We start from the raw sequence: 17,060 nt of genomic DNA on the forward strand, positions 1-17,060 counted from the left end.
AAGTAAAAAATAGAGTTGAGGCCTTCGGCCATCAACCCTATAAATTATAGAACCATTAATCATATCAAAGCATCCTTTAAGGGTGCTTTTTCTTATGGAAATAGTTTGATTAATAATACCCAATCACTTTATTGCTAATATTGTTTGGCTTCAAAGATAATAAAAAGAAGAATGAATGTCATATTACTGACTTTCATTCTTCTTTTTTATTTATATATTTATAGAGATGGCTTCTACTTAGTAAGTAATTTCAATTAGCGAGGTTCTTCCGTTGTTTCTTCAGTCGTTTCGACCTGAATCTCCTTCTTAGGAACGGATACCTTTAAGCCCTCTCCCTCTATAAATTTTTCAGAGTTAATACTATAAATTGCATTGGCTAATAAACGATATAAGTGTCTTGTGTGCGCCTTATTCGTTACATCTGTTGAGAAGAACACAAAATTTTGATCTTCCATTGAATCAGCAAACCCTAAGACTTGCCCCTGAACAAAATCATGCCCTGGCCACCAACCTTCAAGATAAAAATCATCATCATCGGCAACTTTTGCAAAGATTTTTGCTTCAGGTCTTGGCTGATTCATCACGCTACCTGATGAAACATAAGCAATATCATCGCTTTGGTAAGAGCCGGAAATAGGATTGGTTAGGTCATAATTCGCCTTGAGCAAACCTTCATTTCCTCCACCATCTTCATTCATTTGAATCTCTAAAGGATAAAGTGCTTGATCTTTAACGGCTTGTAAGGCCATTGAACCAATTCCAATATAATTCTTATCCTTAAGCGCATCTTTTTCAAATACCCCTGATGAATCGACTACTACGTTAGCGTCTTTAATATCTTCAACAATGGTAAAGCCTAATTGATTGAGAACGAAGCGCGTTTCATCAGCAAGTTCGGCATAGTTGGAGCTTGATGGTGTTAAATAGATCTTCGGTGGTTCTACTTTAGTCGCTTTAATTGAATCTGGGCTTTCTACCAGGTTTACTAAAAGGCCTTCAAGATAACCTTTCATGTCTTCTGTATTAGCCAAGTAATCACCCATTGCAATTTCGTCACTAGACTCATTCACAATTTGTATTTCTTTTCCATCAGCTAACATCTTATTGACTAATATCAAAGCATCATTATTATTAGCCTTTATAACAACTTGATCCGATTCAATATTTTGATCTGTGGCAGGTTTTGATAAAGGTTCTGTTATTTCAGTTAATTTATCTGCAAAAAGATCGGCTTGTCTAACTTCAACACTATCAAAGCCATGAAGTTTAGGGTAATTTAAGACTATTTCTGCATACATAGCTCCCCAATCAGATTCATCAGTCCCTTGATAAAGGGATACGTTTGCAAGAGAACGTTTAGCTTGATTCATTGGGATCACAATGGATCCAGCAGGATAAGTAATATCCTTATATGTCACTTCTATGTCAGATTGATAGACCTTCACACCATTACGTAGGAAATAGCTGATCATATCATAAACTTCATTAACATTTTTTTGTAGGCTTTTATCCATTGGTAAAATATAGTAATCTGGGAAGAAATTATCATTTTCTCCTCTAGGGCGCCCACCAACTGACCCATCAGCCTTTACAAGCCACGAGTCCACAGCCTTATTATCTTCATTTTCAATACCCCGTCTAAAGATTTCTAATTGATTTTGATAGAGGGCGGTTTTATTATCGAGAACATACTTTATGGAACCTAAAACGGCATGCTTAGCAGCTAAAAGGGATTGTTGGTTTTGAGCTGGAATTTCAACTGTATGACCCAACGCTCCATGAATAAGCGAGAATACAGCCGTATACCCTAAGAAAGCATCATCCCAACCATCTCCATAGTCAAACATTGGAATAATATAGGACGTATAGTCAGAGTTAGCAATACCCACATCTCCCATGGCTCTGGCATGTCCTATCGCACCTGGTTTATCATCAACAACATCCTTAGTATCAGGATCCATCTCGCCGCCCATGAGCAGATCATACTCAAAATTTGGTTCATGAGGAGGAGTAGTGGGTTCAATAAGAAATTCCGGAACAAATCCATGTAAATCAATAAAAGTTAACGGATTATATTTCGCTAAAGTTGCAGACATAGCTTTTGTTTCAGCTTGCGTCTGGTAGATATTATCTCGATTAATATCCAACTTATGAGAATTTTCCCTTTGGTTTTCAGCTTTACCATCGGGATTTAATGTTACACAGAAAATAAGAATAAAATTATCTAACACATCGCTTACTTTTAACCTCTCCAAGCTATCTTTTTCCTGACCATTAAAAATAAATTCATCCTTAGTGGAAAGGTCTTTTAACAAATCAATTTGAGCATCTATCCCTGGTGATTCATCGGGGTGTGTATTATTAATGAAAATTGGAACTTGGTAAGATGTCGGGTCGTCTTGTGCAATTTTTTCACTTAGTTTAGCAGGATCATTTAAAGCTTCGGTCAGCGTGTTGTTTAAATAATGATCAATGGTTTCTTCATTTTTTGCTACGATCACCATGGGAATTTCTCGTCCTTCATCCGTCTGCCCAATCGACTCATATTTAAAGAAACGATCTCCTTTTTCATTTCCTGCCGCAATTAATGCGTCCAAATCAGGTTGTATTTCTTCGTATTTATGAAATCCAGTATAATTCTGGATCTCAATATCGATTGAGGCTTTTGCCCCACTACCTTCATCCTTTACAACTAAAGGATAAGTGCCTAACAATTCTTCGAAAGTCCAACGTGGATAAGGTCTTAAATCAGTCGCATCCAATCCATAAGGAAGCGAGTTAACTAATTTACCTTTTAATACATTACCATCTATGGATAAATCTTCTACCCGAATCCAAGGCTTTAAGTCGTAAGCTTCGGTCTCCATATTGAAAGCTTTCCATTCACTCAAAGGCTTGTCACCTAAACTAAAACTTAGTTGGTCTAAAGATATTTCTTCTTTGAAATCAACTTCAAAGTCTAAAGATTTTTTCTCAGTTAAACTTAAGTGGGTGTCCTCCATTGATAAAGTTTGAGCATAAATTGAAAGGCTAGATGGTACCAATAGCGTTAAAGTAAGCAAAAATGTAACCAGCAACTTAATCAATTTTTTCATACTATTCTTTCCTTTCTACTTGATTTATTTAGCAAACATAAAGGAATCCGATATTAGATAATATTCTCCCCTTTCTTCAATCAAATGATAAACATGAGTCACTGTGTTTTCGCGAATTTTTATTTTGCAAGTTACTAGAATTTTATCGACATCCTCTTGAATTTTTTCAACTTTTTCAAGTCGACCAATATCGATCATGCGATATTGACGGTAGCGATTAAATTCTTCTAAACTGACTCGATCTTTAAAGGAGTTGGCCAGCATTCCATAAAACGCTTGTCGATTGTTTGAGTAGACAGCTTTATAAAAATGGTTTATTACTGCCTCAATTTTTTTTGTATCCATACATCGCTTCCTTTCCTAAAATTTAAAGAACTTTGCTAACTATATTATAACACTCAGTTTCATTAATACGATAAGTTTACTTATGGAATCCAATTCTAAATAAGGCAATTAATTATATAATGAAAACTATATTGTTCATACTTAATGTTAGCACTATCTATTTTTTCAAACAGGCCTATAAAGAAAATTTATCAAACATAGATTTTTAAAATTGAAGTCCGCTTGAAAAACTACTTTATGATCCTGATGGACTCCAATTTAAAAAAACATAAAAGTAATTCTTTAAGAATACCATTAAAAATAGGGACTTATCTCTTTAGTCCCTAGCTCTTTATAAATTTTATAAGATAAACAGATATAATAAAGAAAAAATAGTTGTAACCGTGGCGACAGCTAACAATATACATAGCGGCATTCCAATTACCATAAAAAACATTAAAATTAAGGGGTTCGTTTTTAAATAAGCGATCATGCTCTTCTCAAGTTGTATAATAAATGCAAAGTGAATGTTCAATCGCTTCGAAAAATTAATTCCATCCATTCTATGATAATAGGATGACTGTCTTGGATAGTTTGATGGATATTGATTCACTTTAAACAACCTCCTTTTTACTATTAGCTACACTCAGTATAAATTATCAGCTAATAAGATAGTGTTAAAGGACCGTGATCAGTATTAAAATTAAATAAAGACCGAATCTTTATACAATCTTAATACCGCTCAAAGAGTTTTTATATTTTAAAAATACCAGATCAAGTAAAATAATAAGGAGAATGAAGAAAGTAGGTGAAAAAATGGTTCAAGACTTAAAGGCTAGCTATCAATTAAATAATTCAATAAACGATATCCAACCAGGGCACTTAAAAATCTTTTGTGGCTATGCCACCGGAGTAGGTAAAACATACAGTATGTTACAAGCTGCTCACTCCGCTAAAGAACAAGGTGTTGATGTTATCATTGGATATATTGAACAGCACACCCGTCCAGATACGCTAAAATTAATGGATGGTTTGGAAAGGATGTCGCCTATTGAGATAACCTACCGTGGATTGTCATTAAAAGAATTTGACTTAGATGGTGCGTTAACCCGCAAACCGCAACTTATTTTAGTCGATGAGTTAGCCCATAGTAATGCTGAAGGGTCCCGCCATACCAAACGTTATCAAGATGTCGAAGAACTACTGCGAGCTGGAATTGATGTTTACACGACTATGAATATTCAACACTTAGAGTCTTTAAAAGACGTTGTAGACACCGTTACCAACGTGGCAGTTAATGAAAGGATTCCTGATTCCGTCTTTGATGCAGCCGATCAAATTGAATTAATTGATATCGAACCGGATGACTTAATCTTACGCTTGAAAATGGGGAAAATTTATAAAAAAGAACAAGCTTCAAGGGCATTGAATCATTTTTTCTCACGTGACAATTTAAGAGCTTTAAGAGAACTTGCTATGCGTCGAACAGCGGATCATCTCAGTCGTCACGCTCAAAAACAAGGCAATCCTCTTAGCAATATCGCAAGCGATCATATTTTAGTTTGTATATCAAGCTCACCGAGTAATGCTAAAGTCATTCGAACCGGCGCTCGAATGGCGGAAGCCTTTCATAGCCATTTTACTGCCCTTTATGTTGAAGATTCTGATCACAAACCGTTGAAAGCCGAAGAACTAAAACAACTTAGAAATAACTTGCGTCTAGCTGAACAATCAGGTGCTCAAATTTCAACAGTTTATGGGGATGATCCTGCTTTTCAAATAGCAGAGTACGTTAAAGTTAGTGGCATTACCAAGATTGTTTTGGGAAGAAATAATAAAAGTGGTCGCATCTTCACGCGCCATAAAACCTTGACTGATAAACTAAATAAATTAGTGGACAATATAGACATCTACATTATTCCTGATGATCAACCACGTCAAAGACAATCCTTCAAATTCTTCAGCAATACTAAACAAGAATTTAGTTGGAAAGACTTTGTAAAAGTAATTGGACTGAATATTATAGCCACTTTGATCAGTTTTGGTTTTTACCAAGTTGGACTCCGGGAAGCAAATATTATCACAGTCTACATTCTAGCTGTTCTCTTAACAGCTGTCTGGACCCGAGGCCATTGGTATGGGGTCTTAGCCTCTCTTTTCAGTGTCATTTCCTTTAATTATTTCTTCACTGTTCCTCGGTTTACTTTAGAAGCTTACGCTCCCGATTACCCGGTTACTTTTCTGATTATGCTTGTCGCTAGTGTTCTTTCTAGCTCACTCGCAACCCGAGTCAAAAAACAAGCCCAGCAATCTGCCCAAAGAGCTTACCATATGGAAATTATTATGAATAGTAACCAAAAATTAGCCGACGGACAGCATGAATTTAAAATTATTCAAATCGCAGCTAGTCAAATAGCTGAATTAATTAATCGTCCTATTCTCTATGCTTTGACCCAGAATGAATCTACTTTACAATTTTCTGAAACAAACCAACCAGGCCTTGGGAAAATAATTGGACCCCTCAACCAAGATGAGTTAGCTATCGCTAATTGGGTGATTAAGAATAACAAACACGCGGGCGCAACAACTAATACTTTATCCCATGCCCAAAACCTCTATATGGCGGTTCGTGGTAGTCAAGAAGCCCTGGGTATAATTGGTATCCCAATAAAGTATTATCCCGTTCTGAGTGTTTTCGAAAAAAACCTAATCGTGTCCATTTTAAATGATTGTGGTTTAATGCTTGAGCGACGTCATTTAATAGAAGAAAAACAAGCGATTGAGATTGAAACACAAAGAGAAAGATTACGCTCCAATCTTTTAAGATCAATTTCGCATGATTTACGTACGCCTTTGACTAGTATCAGTGGTAATGCCTCGGTTTTAATGGATCAAACCATTCAATTAGAAGAGAAGAAAAAACAAAATCTATATAGTAGTATTTATGATGATGCGATGTGGCTCATTAATTTGACAGAAAATCTCCTCTCCATCACTAAACTTGATAATGGAACAATGAATATTACTCTGAATGCAGAATTAATTGAAGATGTTGTTCATGAAGCCATTACCCACATTGATCGGAATATCTCAGATCATCATTTTTCAGTTAAGTTAGCGGATGAATTATTGGTGGCAAAAATGGATGCACGCTTAATTGTTCAAGTCCTCGTCAATTTAATTAATAATGCAATTAAATATACACAGTCCGGTTCATCCATTATTTTATCTGCCAAAAAAGTTGACAATCTGGTTCAAATTGAACTTGCTGATGATGGACCTGGCATTTCTGATCAAGCAAAGATTCATTTGTTTGATATGTTTTACACGGCTGATCTAGGCCAATCAGATAGCCGGCGGGGCTTAGGTCTTGGCTTAAGTTTATGCAATTCGATTATTGAAGCACATGGAGGTGAGATCTGGGTTGAGGATAATCAACCTAATGGAACCATTTTTTCATTTACTTTGCCTTTAGAGGAGGTTCACATAAAAAATGATTAAACCTAAAATTTTAGTTATCGAAGATGATCCTGCTATCACTAACTTGATACGTACTACCCTAGACACTCAAGCATACCAATATCATACTGCAAAAACAGGGGCCGAAGCTCTTTTAGATGCTGTTTCCTATAATGCCGATGTCATTATTCTTGACTTAGGACTACCTGACATGGACGGCATCGAAATTATACGCAAGGTGAGAGGGTGGAGTAAAGTACCGATAATTGTTGTAAGTGCTCGTAGCGAAGATCTTGATAAAGTTGAGGCTCTCGATGCAGGTGCCGATGATTATCTCACTAAACCATTTAGTATTGAAGAGTTTCTCGCCCGTTTACGTGTCGCCCTAAGAAGAAGTCAAACAGAAGATAGTAATTCTCAAGCACCAGTCACTCACTATCAAAATGGCGATTTAAAAATTGATTACGTTGCTGGATGTGCCTATCTGAATGAAGAGGAAATTTATTTAACCCCTATTGAATATAAATTGCTCACCGTATTAGCTAAAAATACTGGGAAAGTTCTTACACATAATTATATTTTAAAAGAAGTGTGGGGCAGTAGCTTCGAGGCAGATATTCCCTCATTAAGAGTCTTTATGGCAACTTTAAGAAAGAAAATAGAGGAAAATCCTTCTGATCCTGCTTATATTCAAACGCATATTGGTGTTGGTTACCGTATGATTAAACGATAAATTGATATACTTGATATTCACCTGATAAAAAGTAATTTTTGATTGGATGGTTAGCATGAGGTTAGCAACCACCTTTCTGAAATTACTTTTTTCTTTATCGTACAGATTTCTTATACAGGACCTTTATACAATCTTAATCTCATCGACCAAGCACTAAGATCACCTTTATAACCTTTGCAGTAAACTAATAAATGTAAAATATTAAGGAGGAATTCTCATGTATGATCTTTTAATGATTATCATTCTAACATTTTCTACATTTGTCCTAATCCAACTTATTAATTGGTGTCAAAGGCAAATTAATCGGTTAGATTAAGGAGGAATTCAATTGATCGCTCTTATTGTTATTATTATCTTACTTTTTGTTTATCTCATTTATGCTCTGGTCAATCCAGAAAAGTTCTAACGATTAGGAGGAATTTAAAATGTGGCAAATGATAGCTACCTTATTCATTTATTTGCTGCTGGTCATTCCGGTAGGCAATTATCTGTACCGTATTGCAAGTCAAAAAAAGACATTCGCTGATCCTGTCTTTGACTACGTCGATCGATGGATTTATAAATTGGCAGGCATCTCTCCTCATACTTCAATGAATTGGAAAAGCTATGCTGTAAATTTAATTAAAACAAACGCAGTCATGATTTTATTAACCTATCTTATTTTAAGAATCCAGGGTATGGCAATCTATAATCCCAATCAAATTGAAGGAATGGAACCGTCGCTTTCTTTTAATACGGTTATCAGTTTTATGACAAATACCAATTTACAGCATTATGCTGGTGAAAATGGACTCTCTTATTTATCACAAATGACGGTTATAATTTTCATGATGTTTGTCTCTGCTGCTAGTGGTTATGCCGCTTGTATAGCGTTTATTCGTGGACTAGCAGGTCATTCCAAAGATAATATGGGTAACTACTATGTCGATATGGTTCGAATTACTACCCGTATTTTGATCCCCTTTTCAATACTCGGTGGCTTGTTACTTGTTTGGCAAGGAGTGCCACAAAATTTCAGTGGTAATTTAATAGTAGACACATTGGAAGGAAGCAAACAAGTGATTGCAATGGGACCGGTGGCCGCTTTAGAAATAATTAAACACTTAGGTACGAACGGTGGAGGATTCTTAGGGGCCAATTCAGCTACTCCAATTGAAAATCCAACTCTTATCTCAAACTTAATTGAACTCTATTCCATGATGCTATTACCAGGCGCTTGTGTAATTACCTTTGGAAAAATGGTAAGCGAAAACAAATCAACCAATCAAATAAATCCTATCAACCAAACTGTTAAACCATCCTTCATTCATAGAGCATTTGGTAAACAAGGATTTAGTCTTTTTACTGCCATGGGTATTCTATTCACATTAGGTTTAGTTCTTTGTTTCTGGGCTGAAAGTCAAGGGAATCCCGTCCTAGCCCGATTGGGATTAGATCAAGCCATGGGAAACACGGAAGGAAAAGAGCTTCGGTTTGGGATTGCACAATCTGCCTTATTCACTACTACTACTACTTCCTTTACGACCGGTACTGTTAATAATATGCATGATACATTGACTCCTTTAGGGGGCTTAGTTCCCTTATTACACATGATGTTAAATGTCGTTTTTGGTGGAAAAGGAGTTGGCTTAATGAATATGATTTTATACGCCATCCTTTCTGTCTTTATCTGTGGCTTAATGATTGGCCGTACACCGGAATATTTAGGGAAAAAATTGAAGGACGTGAAATGAAGCTAACCGCTCTTAGCATCATAATTCATCCCTTATTAATCTTAGGTTTTTCTGCTTTAGCTATTGGAACAGAATGGGGAAGGGAAGCTATTTCTAATCCTGGCTATCACGGCTTATCACAAATTCTTTATGAATTTTCATCTTCCGCCGCTAATAACGGTTCTGGTTTTGAAGGGTTAGGTGATAATACCTTATTCTGGAATCTAACAACCGGTCTTGTTATATTCTTTGGTCGCTACTTATCAATTATTATTCAGCTTGCAATTGCTGGATCTTTAATGCGTAAACAAATGATCAACCAGTCGACAGGAAGTTTGCAAACCAATACGCTATCTTTTGCTTTCATTTTAGTGATGGTTGTTTATATCTTTGCTGCCCTAACGTTCTTACCTGTTCTCGTTCTAGGCCCAATTGCTGAACACCTTACATTATTATCTTAACCTTTAATTGAGGAGGAAAAACAATGTCTCATAAAAGTAACACCTTAATTACCAAAGAGATGTTTCAAGAAGCTTTAATTGGCGCATTTAAAAAATTAAATCCTATTTATATGGTGCAAAATCCGGTCATGTTTGTCGTCGAAGTCGGTTTTTGTATTACCCTTCTATCTACTTTCTTTCCATCCCTATTTTCTCAAAATACCAGTGATGGAAATCTTAAAATCTATAACTTACTAGTTAGTCTTATTTTATTATTAACGATTCTGTTTGCTAATTTTGCTGAATCGATTGCCGAAGGTAGAGGGAAGGCTCAAGCAGCCACACTTAAAGCAACTCAACAAGCAACAGAAGCGAGACGATTGCTTAAAGATGGCTCTGAAGAAGTTGTGCTATCGAATCAATTAAATAAAGGAGATATCGTACTAGTATCTGCTGGCGAAGTCATTCCTGGTGATGGTGAAGTAATTGAAGGAGTTGCCTCAGTTGATGAATCAGCTATTGTGAGTCCGCTCCCGTCGTAAGAGAATCGGGCGGTGACTTTTGCTCTGTTACAGGAGGAACTACTCTTGTATCGGATTGGCTCAAAATTGAAATTACCTCCGAACCGGGAAATAGCTTTCTGGACCGAATGATTGCCCTAGTTGAGGGCGCTTCTCGTAAAAAAACACCCAATGAAATTGCTTTAAACACTCTATTAGTTTCTTTAACCATTATTTTCTTAATTGTTATTGTCACCCTTTATCCCATCGCATTGTACTCAGGTATTTCAATTCCTACATCAACCCTAATTGCCTTAACCGTTTGTTTAATTCCAACCACTATTGGAGGGCTATTGTCAGCCATCGGAATTGCTGGTATGGATCGAGTAACTCGTTTTAACGTGATTGCTATGTCTGGTAAGGCCGTTGAATCCTGCGGAGATGTAGATACAATGATTCTTGATAAAACAGGGACTATAACCTATGGTAACCGATTAGCTGCTGAAATAATTCCCGTTGAAGGTGTTAAATTACCTGAAGCTCTTCGGTGTGCTGCCTTAACCAGTCTGCATGATGATACACCTGAAGGCAAATCAGCCCTCGATTTAGCGAGACAATTGGGCGATGATAGTCAAGAAGAATCAGGCGCAGAATTTGTCCCATTTACCGCTCAAAGTCGTATGAGTGGCGTTGATTTAAATGGTGGTCAATCATTACGTAAAGGAGCAATGGATGCAATTATCACTTATGCTAAAGACCACGGGGGTCAAATACCAAAAGATTTAACTGCTTTAGTAGAACGCATCTCAGGTCTAGGCGGAACCCCCTTAGTCATGTGTGAAGGCAATAAAATTTTAGGTGTTATTTATTTAAAAGATACGGTTAAAGAAGGTATGGAAGAACGTTTCGAACGTCTACGTGAAATCGGGATTAAAACGATCATGTGTACCGGTGACAACCCATTAACAGCAGCTACGATTGCTAAAGAAGCTGGCGTGGATGGCTTCATTGCGGAATGTAAACCAGAAGATAAGATTGAAGTTATTCGAAAAGAACAAGCAGAAGGTAAAATCGTTGCGATGACTGGAGACGGAACCAATGATGCGCCTGCGTTAGCCCAGGCTAATGTTGGTTTAGCCATGAACAGTGGAACCACCGCTGCTAAAGAAGCCGCCAATATGGTAGATTTAGATTCTGACCCCACAAAAATTATAGAGGTTGTAGAAATTGGTAAACAATTGCTCATCACAAGAGGTAGTTTGACCACCTTCTCAATTGCCAATGATATTGCTAAATATTTTGCTATTATTCCGGCAATGTTTATGCTTTCAATTCCACAATTGAGCGTATTAAATATTATGAACTTAGCTACCCCTCAAAGCGCCATTCTTTCAGCTTTAATTTTCAACGCTGTTGTCATTCCTTGCTTAATTCCACTAGCAATGAGGGGAGTAAAATATCGTCCGATGAGCTCTGGAAAATTATTGGCTAGAAATATGATGATTTACGGCTTAGGCGGAGTTATCACTCCTTTTATTGGGATCAAATTAATTGATATTATCATAAGTCCACTCTTGTCAGGTTTAGGTATGTAGGAGGTTTAACAATGAATAAAAAAACAAATTCTTTTTGGCAAGATTTTCGTCAAAGTTTAGGTCTTACTATAGTCATGATGGTTGTTTGTGGACTCTTCTTCCCCCTCGTTTTATCCGGCTTGTCCTCTCTTATTTTTCCGCATCAAGCGGCCGGGAGTACAGTGGAGGTCGATGGTAAAGTGATAGGCGTTCAAAACGTCGGACAAGAATTTACGCAAGACTATTTCTTATGGAGTCGACCTTCTGAATATCATTACAATGTATATAAAGAGGATACCAACGGTAAGGCTTATTACCTTGACGGTGAAGAATTCATCGGATTATCCTCTGGATCGGCTAATTATGCTGCTTCTAATCCCGACTTAGCCAAGCGAGTTTCAATGGATATGAAAAAATTCCTTGATAAAAATCCAACCGTTACAGCGAAGGATATTCCGACTGATTTAATGACAGCTTCCGGTTCAGGATTAGACCCTCATATCTCAGTCCAGGCAGCTGAAATCCAAATTCCTCGTATCGAAAAAGCCTCTGGTATTTCAGCCAATCAGCTGGAATCGATCATCGCTAAGCATACACAACCAAAAGCATTAGGAATATTTGGTGAAGAAGCTGTAAATGTCCTTTTAGTAAATAAAGAAATTAATCAAATGATGAAAAAATAATCCATTTTATCCTTACACAAATTAAAAAGAAGTCATTCTACTTGCAAACGATTAACAAAAGTTTTAAGATTTACTCAACAAAATATAGAGGAGATTATTAAAATGTCAGAAGAAAAAAACAAAGCAAAACTAGACAAACTATCTGGGAATGTAAAAGAAACAATTGGAAAAGCAACTGATAACAAAAAATTACAATCTGAAGGTATCGCTGACAAAATTAAAGGGACTGTCAAAGAAGGAATTGAAGACGCAAAAGATGTCGTAGAAGGCCTTAAAAAAGGGTTGTCTGACGAAGAATAAGTTTAAGAATAATAAGCACCAGGCTCTCCAAAGAAAGTCTGGTGCTTATTTCAATTCAAAAATTTTTTTACCCTCTTATTTGAGCGTGATACCTACTGTAAATAATTCCGTTGAATATCTTAGCAATAAAACGCTATATATCCCGCATAGGCTAACCCTTATGACCCTTCCTAAGTTCTAGTAGTCTCTCTTTAATTATAACGGGCAATGAATTGCTAATCATTTGACTATGCTTACTCTATGGATAAAAAAGATAGGAATTAAAGCACGGTAAAATTGTAGCTGCTTTTTAGCAAAAGAATGGCTCTTCTTTAGTCGGAATTGCCCCCTTTAACATTCGGCAAAAGTGAACACTTTCCAAAAAGGTTCCTATAAAAAAGAATTGATGACCCTCTCTGAGAAGAATGTACTGAAATCGAGCGGATAATCCTTGGCAAAAACAATAACGATTAGTTGACGAAAACTAGTCATCATTGCTTGAAGAGTATTCACGAAAGCATTGATATACATCCTTCAATAACTGGTTCGTACTAGTTAGATACTATCAATTACGATCCGCCAGCAACAATAAAGCATGCTATCACCTCTAACTATAAACCATGAATTAAATATTTGGAAGTCTTATAATGGGTTGGCTAGTGGGTTTATTTACCTTAGTCCATGTTGCATAAAATGCACAATTTACCTCCACTTAAACTTCATTAAATCTTTTTATGAGACTCTAATAAATTTCTTACACCAAGCAGAAAGAATATCCGAACAATACACCATAATCAAATAGCAAAGTAAATATAATGTGATGTCTGTGTACCGAAAGAAACTCATGGCTAAACGAAATTGCATTCCCAAGCCGCCTGCTCCAACTATACCTACTATTAACGAAGCTCGAATAATATTTTCAAATCGGTATAAAATATAATTTAAAGTCTTAGGCATTAATTCAGGAATAAGACCATATAAAAAAACTTGCAAAGTACTTGCTCCATTAACGATCAAGTTTTTGATCGGTCGATCATCCATATCTTCAATTAATTCCGCAACAAGCTTACCCAAGATACCAAAATTGTGCAAAGCTAAGGCTAAAGCACCTGGTAAAAGTCCAGGTTTAAAAAGATAGAGTAAAATCATCGCCCACAATAACTCTGGCACTGCTCTACCAATTAAAAATAAAAACCGCCCCAAATAATATAAGGGCCAATAATACCACTTACTCCTATAAGTCAATTCTCCGGAGACAACATTTCGAGCAGTAGGAAATACAAATATTAACATCCCTAGTGTTGCAAAACCAATGGCGACGATAGACATCACAAAAGTTTGAGCTGATAGCTTAAGAGCAACCTTCCAGTCTTTAGGGTCTAGGTAGGCTACCTTTTCTTTGCCAATTCCTAAAAGATTTTTAACAAACTTTTGTAAATAAATACTATTTTCACTATTGAAAATCGCAAATATATCACGTTCATGTTTAAAAAAGATTGATATCCAAGAAATAATGATGAGAAGAATGAGTAACCAAAAGGAATTACCAATAAAGTGAGACCTTTTCTTTGAGCTAATCATGATAGAATCCCCCTAATTCTTGCACTCCATTGATCAATTATAAAAATTAACAGAATAAGAAAAATTAAATAGGTCCAAACTTCTTCAAATCGCATATCTTGTAATGCCATTTGTATTCGGAAGCCAATTCCTCCTAATCCTACAAATGATAAAACGGATGAAGAACGAATGGCACATTCTAAACGATACATCGTGTAACTCAACATATTAGGGAAGGCAATTGGTAAATATCCGTAAATAGTTGAAAAGGATTAGCTCCTGCCTCCCTCAAAGAACTAAGAGGCGCTTGAGGAACTTCTTCTAAAAGATCAGCATATGTTTTTCCTAAATAACCGATATAAGGAATTCATAAAGCAAATATTCCAGCTAAGGGATTCAAACCAATAGCTGCCACAAACATCCATGCCCAAACTAATTCGTGAATCGCTCTTAAAAAACCAATAATTATTCTAGCGGTCAGTCGGACTAGCGAACTTTTAATTAAAACACCTGCTGCTAGCATAGCCAAAATCATAGCAAATAAAATAGCAATCGAAACAGCAATTAAAGCATATGAAAAAGTTGTCCATAACGCCTCGATTGCAAGCATTATTGTCTCTAAGCTTAGGTCTAAGCGGGGCATCGATCCTAGCATACGTAGGGCCATTTCAAACCCCCCACTATTTATAACGCCTTTACTCCAAGGGATAATTATAAGACTGGCTAGAAAGACAAGCAATAGAATCAGAGATAGGAATTCTCGTCGATTTCTTTCTAAAACCTTATCCATTTCTTTTCACCTCATAGAGGTCTTTAAACATTGATTCACCAACATCATCAACTTTTTTATCAAAAACAATTTGTCCTGCACGAATGCCAATAATCCTTGAAAAAAACTCTAAAGAAAGTTCCACAGAATGCATTGAGGCTACAAGCGTTCTCTGATCTTCATTAACTAAGTGATTCAAAAGCTTTAATACAATTCGAGCATTAGTTGGATCTAAGGAAGAAACAGGCTCATCAGCTAAAATTATCTTAGGATCTTGAACAAGCAAACGGGCAATAGCGACTCGTTGTTGTTCTCCTCCTGATAAATTAGCAGTCACTTCAAATATTTTATCCACCATACCTACTTTATTTAGGGCAGATTGTGCTATTTTAAGATCTTGAGCTTTAAAGAGTGAAAGGAATGACTTAAAGGTTCCCCATTCATTAAAACGTCCCACTAAAACATTGTTTATTACACTTAAATTATTTACCAAATCAAATTGTTGTCGCAATACGCCAACCAATTTTGCATATTCTTTCTGATTGACATACTTCTTTATGTTTTGACCTGCTAATTCAATTTCACCTTGGTCCGCATGAATTGTTCTAGTTAACAAATTCATTAAAGTTGTCTTACCTGATCCTGAAGGCCCTAATAAAGCAATTCGTTCTCCTTCTGCTACTTCAAAAGAAATATCTTGTAAAGCGAACAGGTCACCAAATTGTTTGGTAACCTGTTCTAAGGAAATAATCGTTTGATTTGTCACAATTCACACCTACTCAATTAATCCTAAGTCTTTTGCTACTTTTTCAATACGATCATAATTTTCATTTTTTGTTTCAATAAATTTATCTGTCGATAATAACTCTAATACTTCAGAGTCTTGCGGCCTAACATTCAGTAATACTTCCTTTATCTTTTCCTTAGTACCTTCGCCAAATTTTGCATCAACATCACCAACCGTCCAGTTATAATCATAATAGTCTGGCGTAATAAAGAACGACTCTACTTTGTCTTCATTCACTTCACCTTTTTCAATCGCTTGCTCCCAGTATTGTTGATTCACCGCACCAGCTTTTACTGTTCCGGCCTCTACTAAAGCAATGGTCTTGTCATGAGATCCTGAGTATACCGGTTCCCCATCAAAGACCTCTTCTGGATTAATCCCAACTTCTGATAAAAAATAGCGCGGCATTAAATGACCGGAGGTTGATGATTCAGAGCCAAATGCGAAAGATTGACCTTTTAAATCTTCTAACTCTTCAATTTCCGAGCCTTTTTGTTTAATGAAATAAGATTTAAACTCAGCATCCATCGGGCGTTGAGCAATGGCTTCTGCTTCTGGCACTAATGAGCGCGCTTGAACGCCAGTTAACCCACCAAACCATACTAAATCAATTTCTCCTCGTTCAAAGGCAGTTACCACTGAAGCATAATCTGTAACTGGAACGTATTCCACATCCATACCTAATTCTTCAGATAAATATTCAGCGAATGAACCAAATCCACGAGTTAATTCAGTCTGATCAAAGTCTGGAATAGCAGAAATTTTGAACACTTGCTCTTCTTCAGCTTTTATTTGATTAACAGTAAATATATTGACCATAAGAGCTACAATTAGTGTTATTGATGTTATGACGCTTATAAATTTTCTCATTAAAGTCCCTCCTAATTTTTATTACTTTTTAATGATGTTAAATAATTAATAAGAAAGGAAGCTTTCCTACTACAATGCAACTTAGCATAATTTATAGCAACTACCTAAAATACAAGCTCAATCATAGTTCAGTCTTTCTGATATATCCCTTTGATCTATCAGTAAAACTAATAAAATTTTTAAAAAGGGGCTGTATCATAAGTCCATTTTTGCTATAACTTTTAAAATAAGACCCGAGATAAAATGTCCACGCATTTTGTCTCGGGTCTTTATTT

12 protein-coding genes and 2 pseudogenes are annotated in these 17,060 nt (G+C 36.2%); 7 read left to right on the forward strand and 7 right to left on the reverse strand.

The annotated features are described in order from the left end of the window. Positions 1-254: 254 nt before the first annotated feature. Positions 255-3,095, reverse strand: a complete 2,841-nt coding sequence (locus ACQV2P_RS07820) for a M14 family zinc carboxypeptidase (RefSeq protein WP_428894846.1) — start codon at positions 3,093-3,095, stop codon at positions 255-257. Positions 3,096-3,119: 24 nt separating this feature from the next. Continuing rightward, positions 3,120-3,440, reverse strand: coding sequence for a hypothetical protein (locus tag ACQV2P_RS07825; RefSeq protein ID WP_428894847.1), 321 nt, complete (start codon positions 3,438-3,440; stop codon positions 3,120-3,122). Positions 3,441-4,214: 774 nt separating this feature from the next. On the opposite strand from ACQV2P_RS07825, the gene ACQV2P_RS07830 reads away from it, so the two are divergent. From ACQV2P_RS07830 to ACQV2P_RS07860, 7 genes and pseudogenes are all read left to right on the forward strand, one after another. Continuing rightward, a complete protein-coding gene (locus ACQV2P_RS07830) occupies positions 4,215-6,920 on the forward strand; it encodes a DUF4118 domain-containing protein (RefSeq protein WP_428894848.1) in 2,706 nt (901 codons plus the stop codon). Then, entirely contained in the window at positions 6,913-7,611 is a 699-nt protein-coding gene (locus ACQV2P_RS07835; protein WP_428894849.1) for a response regulator, read from the forward strand. Before ACQV2P_RS07830 ends, ACQV2P_RS07835 begins: the two co-directional genes overlap by 8 nt. Positions 7,612-7,939: 328 nt before the next feature. Beyond that, on the forward strand, positions 7,940-8,017 hold the full coding sequence (gene kdpF / locus ACQV2P_RS07840; RefSeq protein ID WP_143406555.1) for a K(+)-transporting ATPase subunit F: 78 nt from the start codon (positions 7,940-7,942) through the stop codon (positions 8,015-8,017). A gap of 28 nt (positions 8,018-8,045) precedes the next feature. Next, positions 8,046-9,784, forward strand: a pseudogene (locus ACQV2P_RS07845) (potassium-transporting ATPase subunit KdpA). A gap of 23 nt (positions 9,785-9,807) precedes the next feature. Continuing rightward, positions 9,808-11,858: pseudogene (gene kdpB, locus ACQV2P_RS07850) on the forward strand (potassium-transporting ATPase subunit KdpB). A gap of 11 nt (positions 11,859-11,869) precedes the next feature. After that, positions 11,870-12,520, forward strand: a complete 651-nt coding sequence (kdpC, locus tag ACQV2P_RS07855; protein ID WP_428894850.1) for a K(+)-transporting ATPase subunit C — start codon at positions 11,870-11,872, stop codon at positions 12,518-12,520. A 102-nt stretch (positions 12,521-12,622) separates the two neighbouring features. Then, a complete protein-coding gene (locus ACQV2P_RS07860) occupies positions 12,623-12,820 on the forward strand; it encodes a CsbD family protein (RefSeq protein ID WP_428894851.1) in 198 nt (65 codons plus the stop codon). A gap of 711 nt (positions 12,821-13,531) precedes the next feature. Here the strand turns inward: ACQV2P_RS07860 and ACQV2P_RS07865 are convergent. The 5 genes from ACQV2P_RS07865 to ACQV2P_RS07885 all read right to left on the reverse strand — a co-directional run bounded on the left by ACQV2P_RS07865 (position 13,532) and on the right by ACQV2P_RS07885 (position 16,785). After that, positions 13,532-14,380, reverse strand: coding sequence for a PhnE/PtxC family ABC transporter permease (locus ACQV2P_RS07865; protein ID WP_428894852.1), 849 nt, complete (start codon positions 14,378-14,380; stop codon positions 13,532-13,534). Next, the gene (locus tag ACQV2P_RS07870) at positions 14,377-14,571 is read right to left on the reverse strand and encodes a hypothetical protein (RefSeq protein ID WP_428894853.1); all 195 of its coding nucleotides are present in this window, start codon (positions 14,569-14,571) and stop codon (positions 14,377-14,379) included. Before ACQV2P_RS07870 ends, ACQV2P_RS07865 begins: the two co-directional genes overlap by 4 nt. A 155-nt stretch (positions 14,572-14,726) precedes the next feature. Beyond that, positions 14,727-15,149 carry a PhnE/PtxC family ABC transporter permease gene (locus tag ACQV2P_RS07875; protein WP_428894854.1) on the reverse strand — a complete coding sequence of 141 codons (423 nt, stop codon included), beginning with the start codon at positions 15,147-15,149 and terminating at the stop codon, positions 14,727-14,729. Beyond that, the gene (locus ACQV2P_RS07880) at positions 15,142-15,894 is read right to left on the reverse strand and encodes a phosphonate ABC transporter ATP-binding protein (protein ID WP_428894855.1); all 753 of its coding nucleotides are present in this window, start codon (positions 15,892-15,894) and stop codon (positions 15,142-15,144) included. The genes ACQV2P_RS07875 and ACQV2P_RS07880 overlap by 8 nt, the downstream gene beginning before the upstream one ends. A 9-nt stretch (positions 15,895-15,903) precedes the next feature. Continuing rightward, positions 15,904-16,785, reverse strand: coding sequence for a putative selenate ABC transporter substrate-binding protein (locus tag ACQV2P_RS07885; RefSeq protein ID WP_428894856.1), 882 nt, complete (start codon positions 16,783-16,785; stop codon positions 15,904-15,906). Positions 16,786-17,060: the final 275 nt, after the last annotated feature.

The organism is Facklamia sp. P12932, assembly GCF_050409545.1.
In the GTDB taxonomy this organism is placed as follows: Bacteria; Bacillota; Bacilli; order Lactobacillales; family Aerococcaceae; genus Facklamia.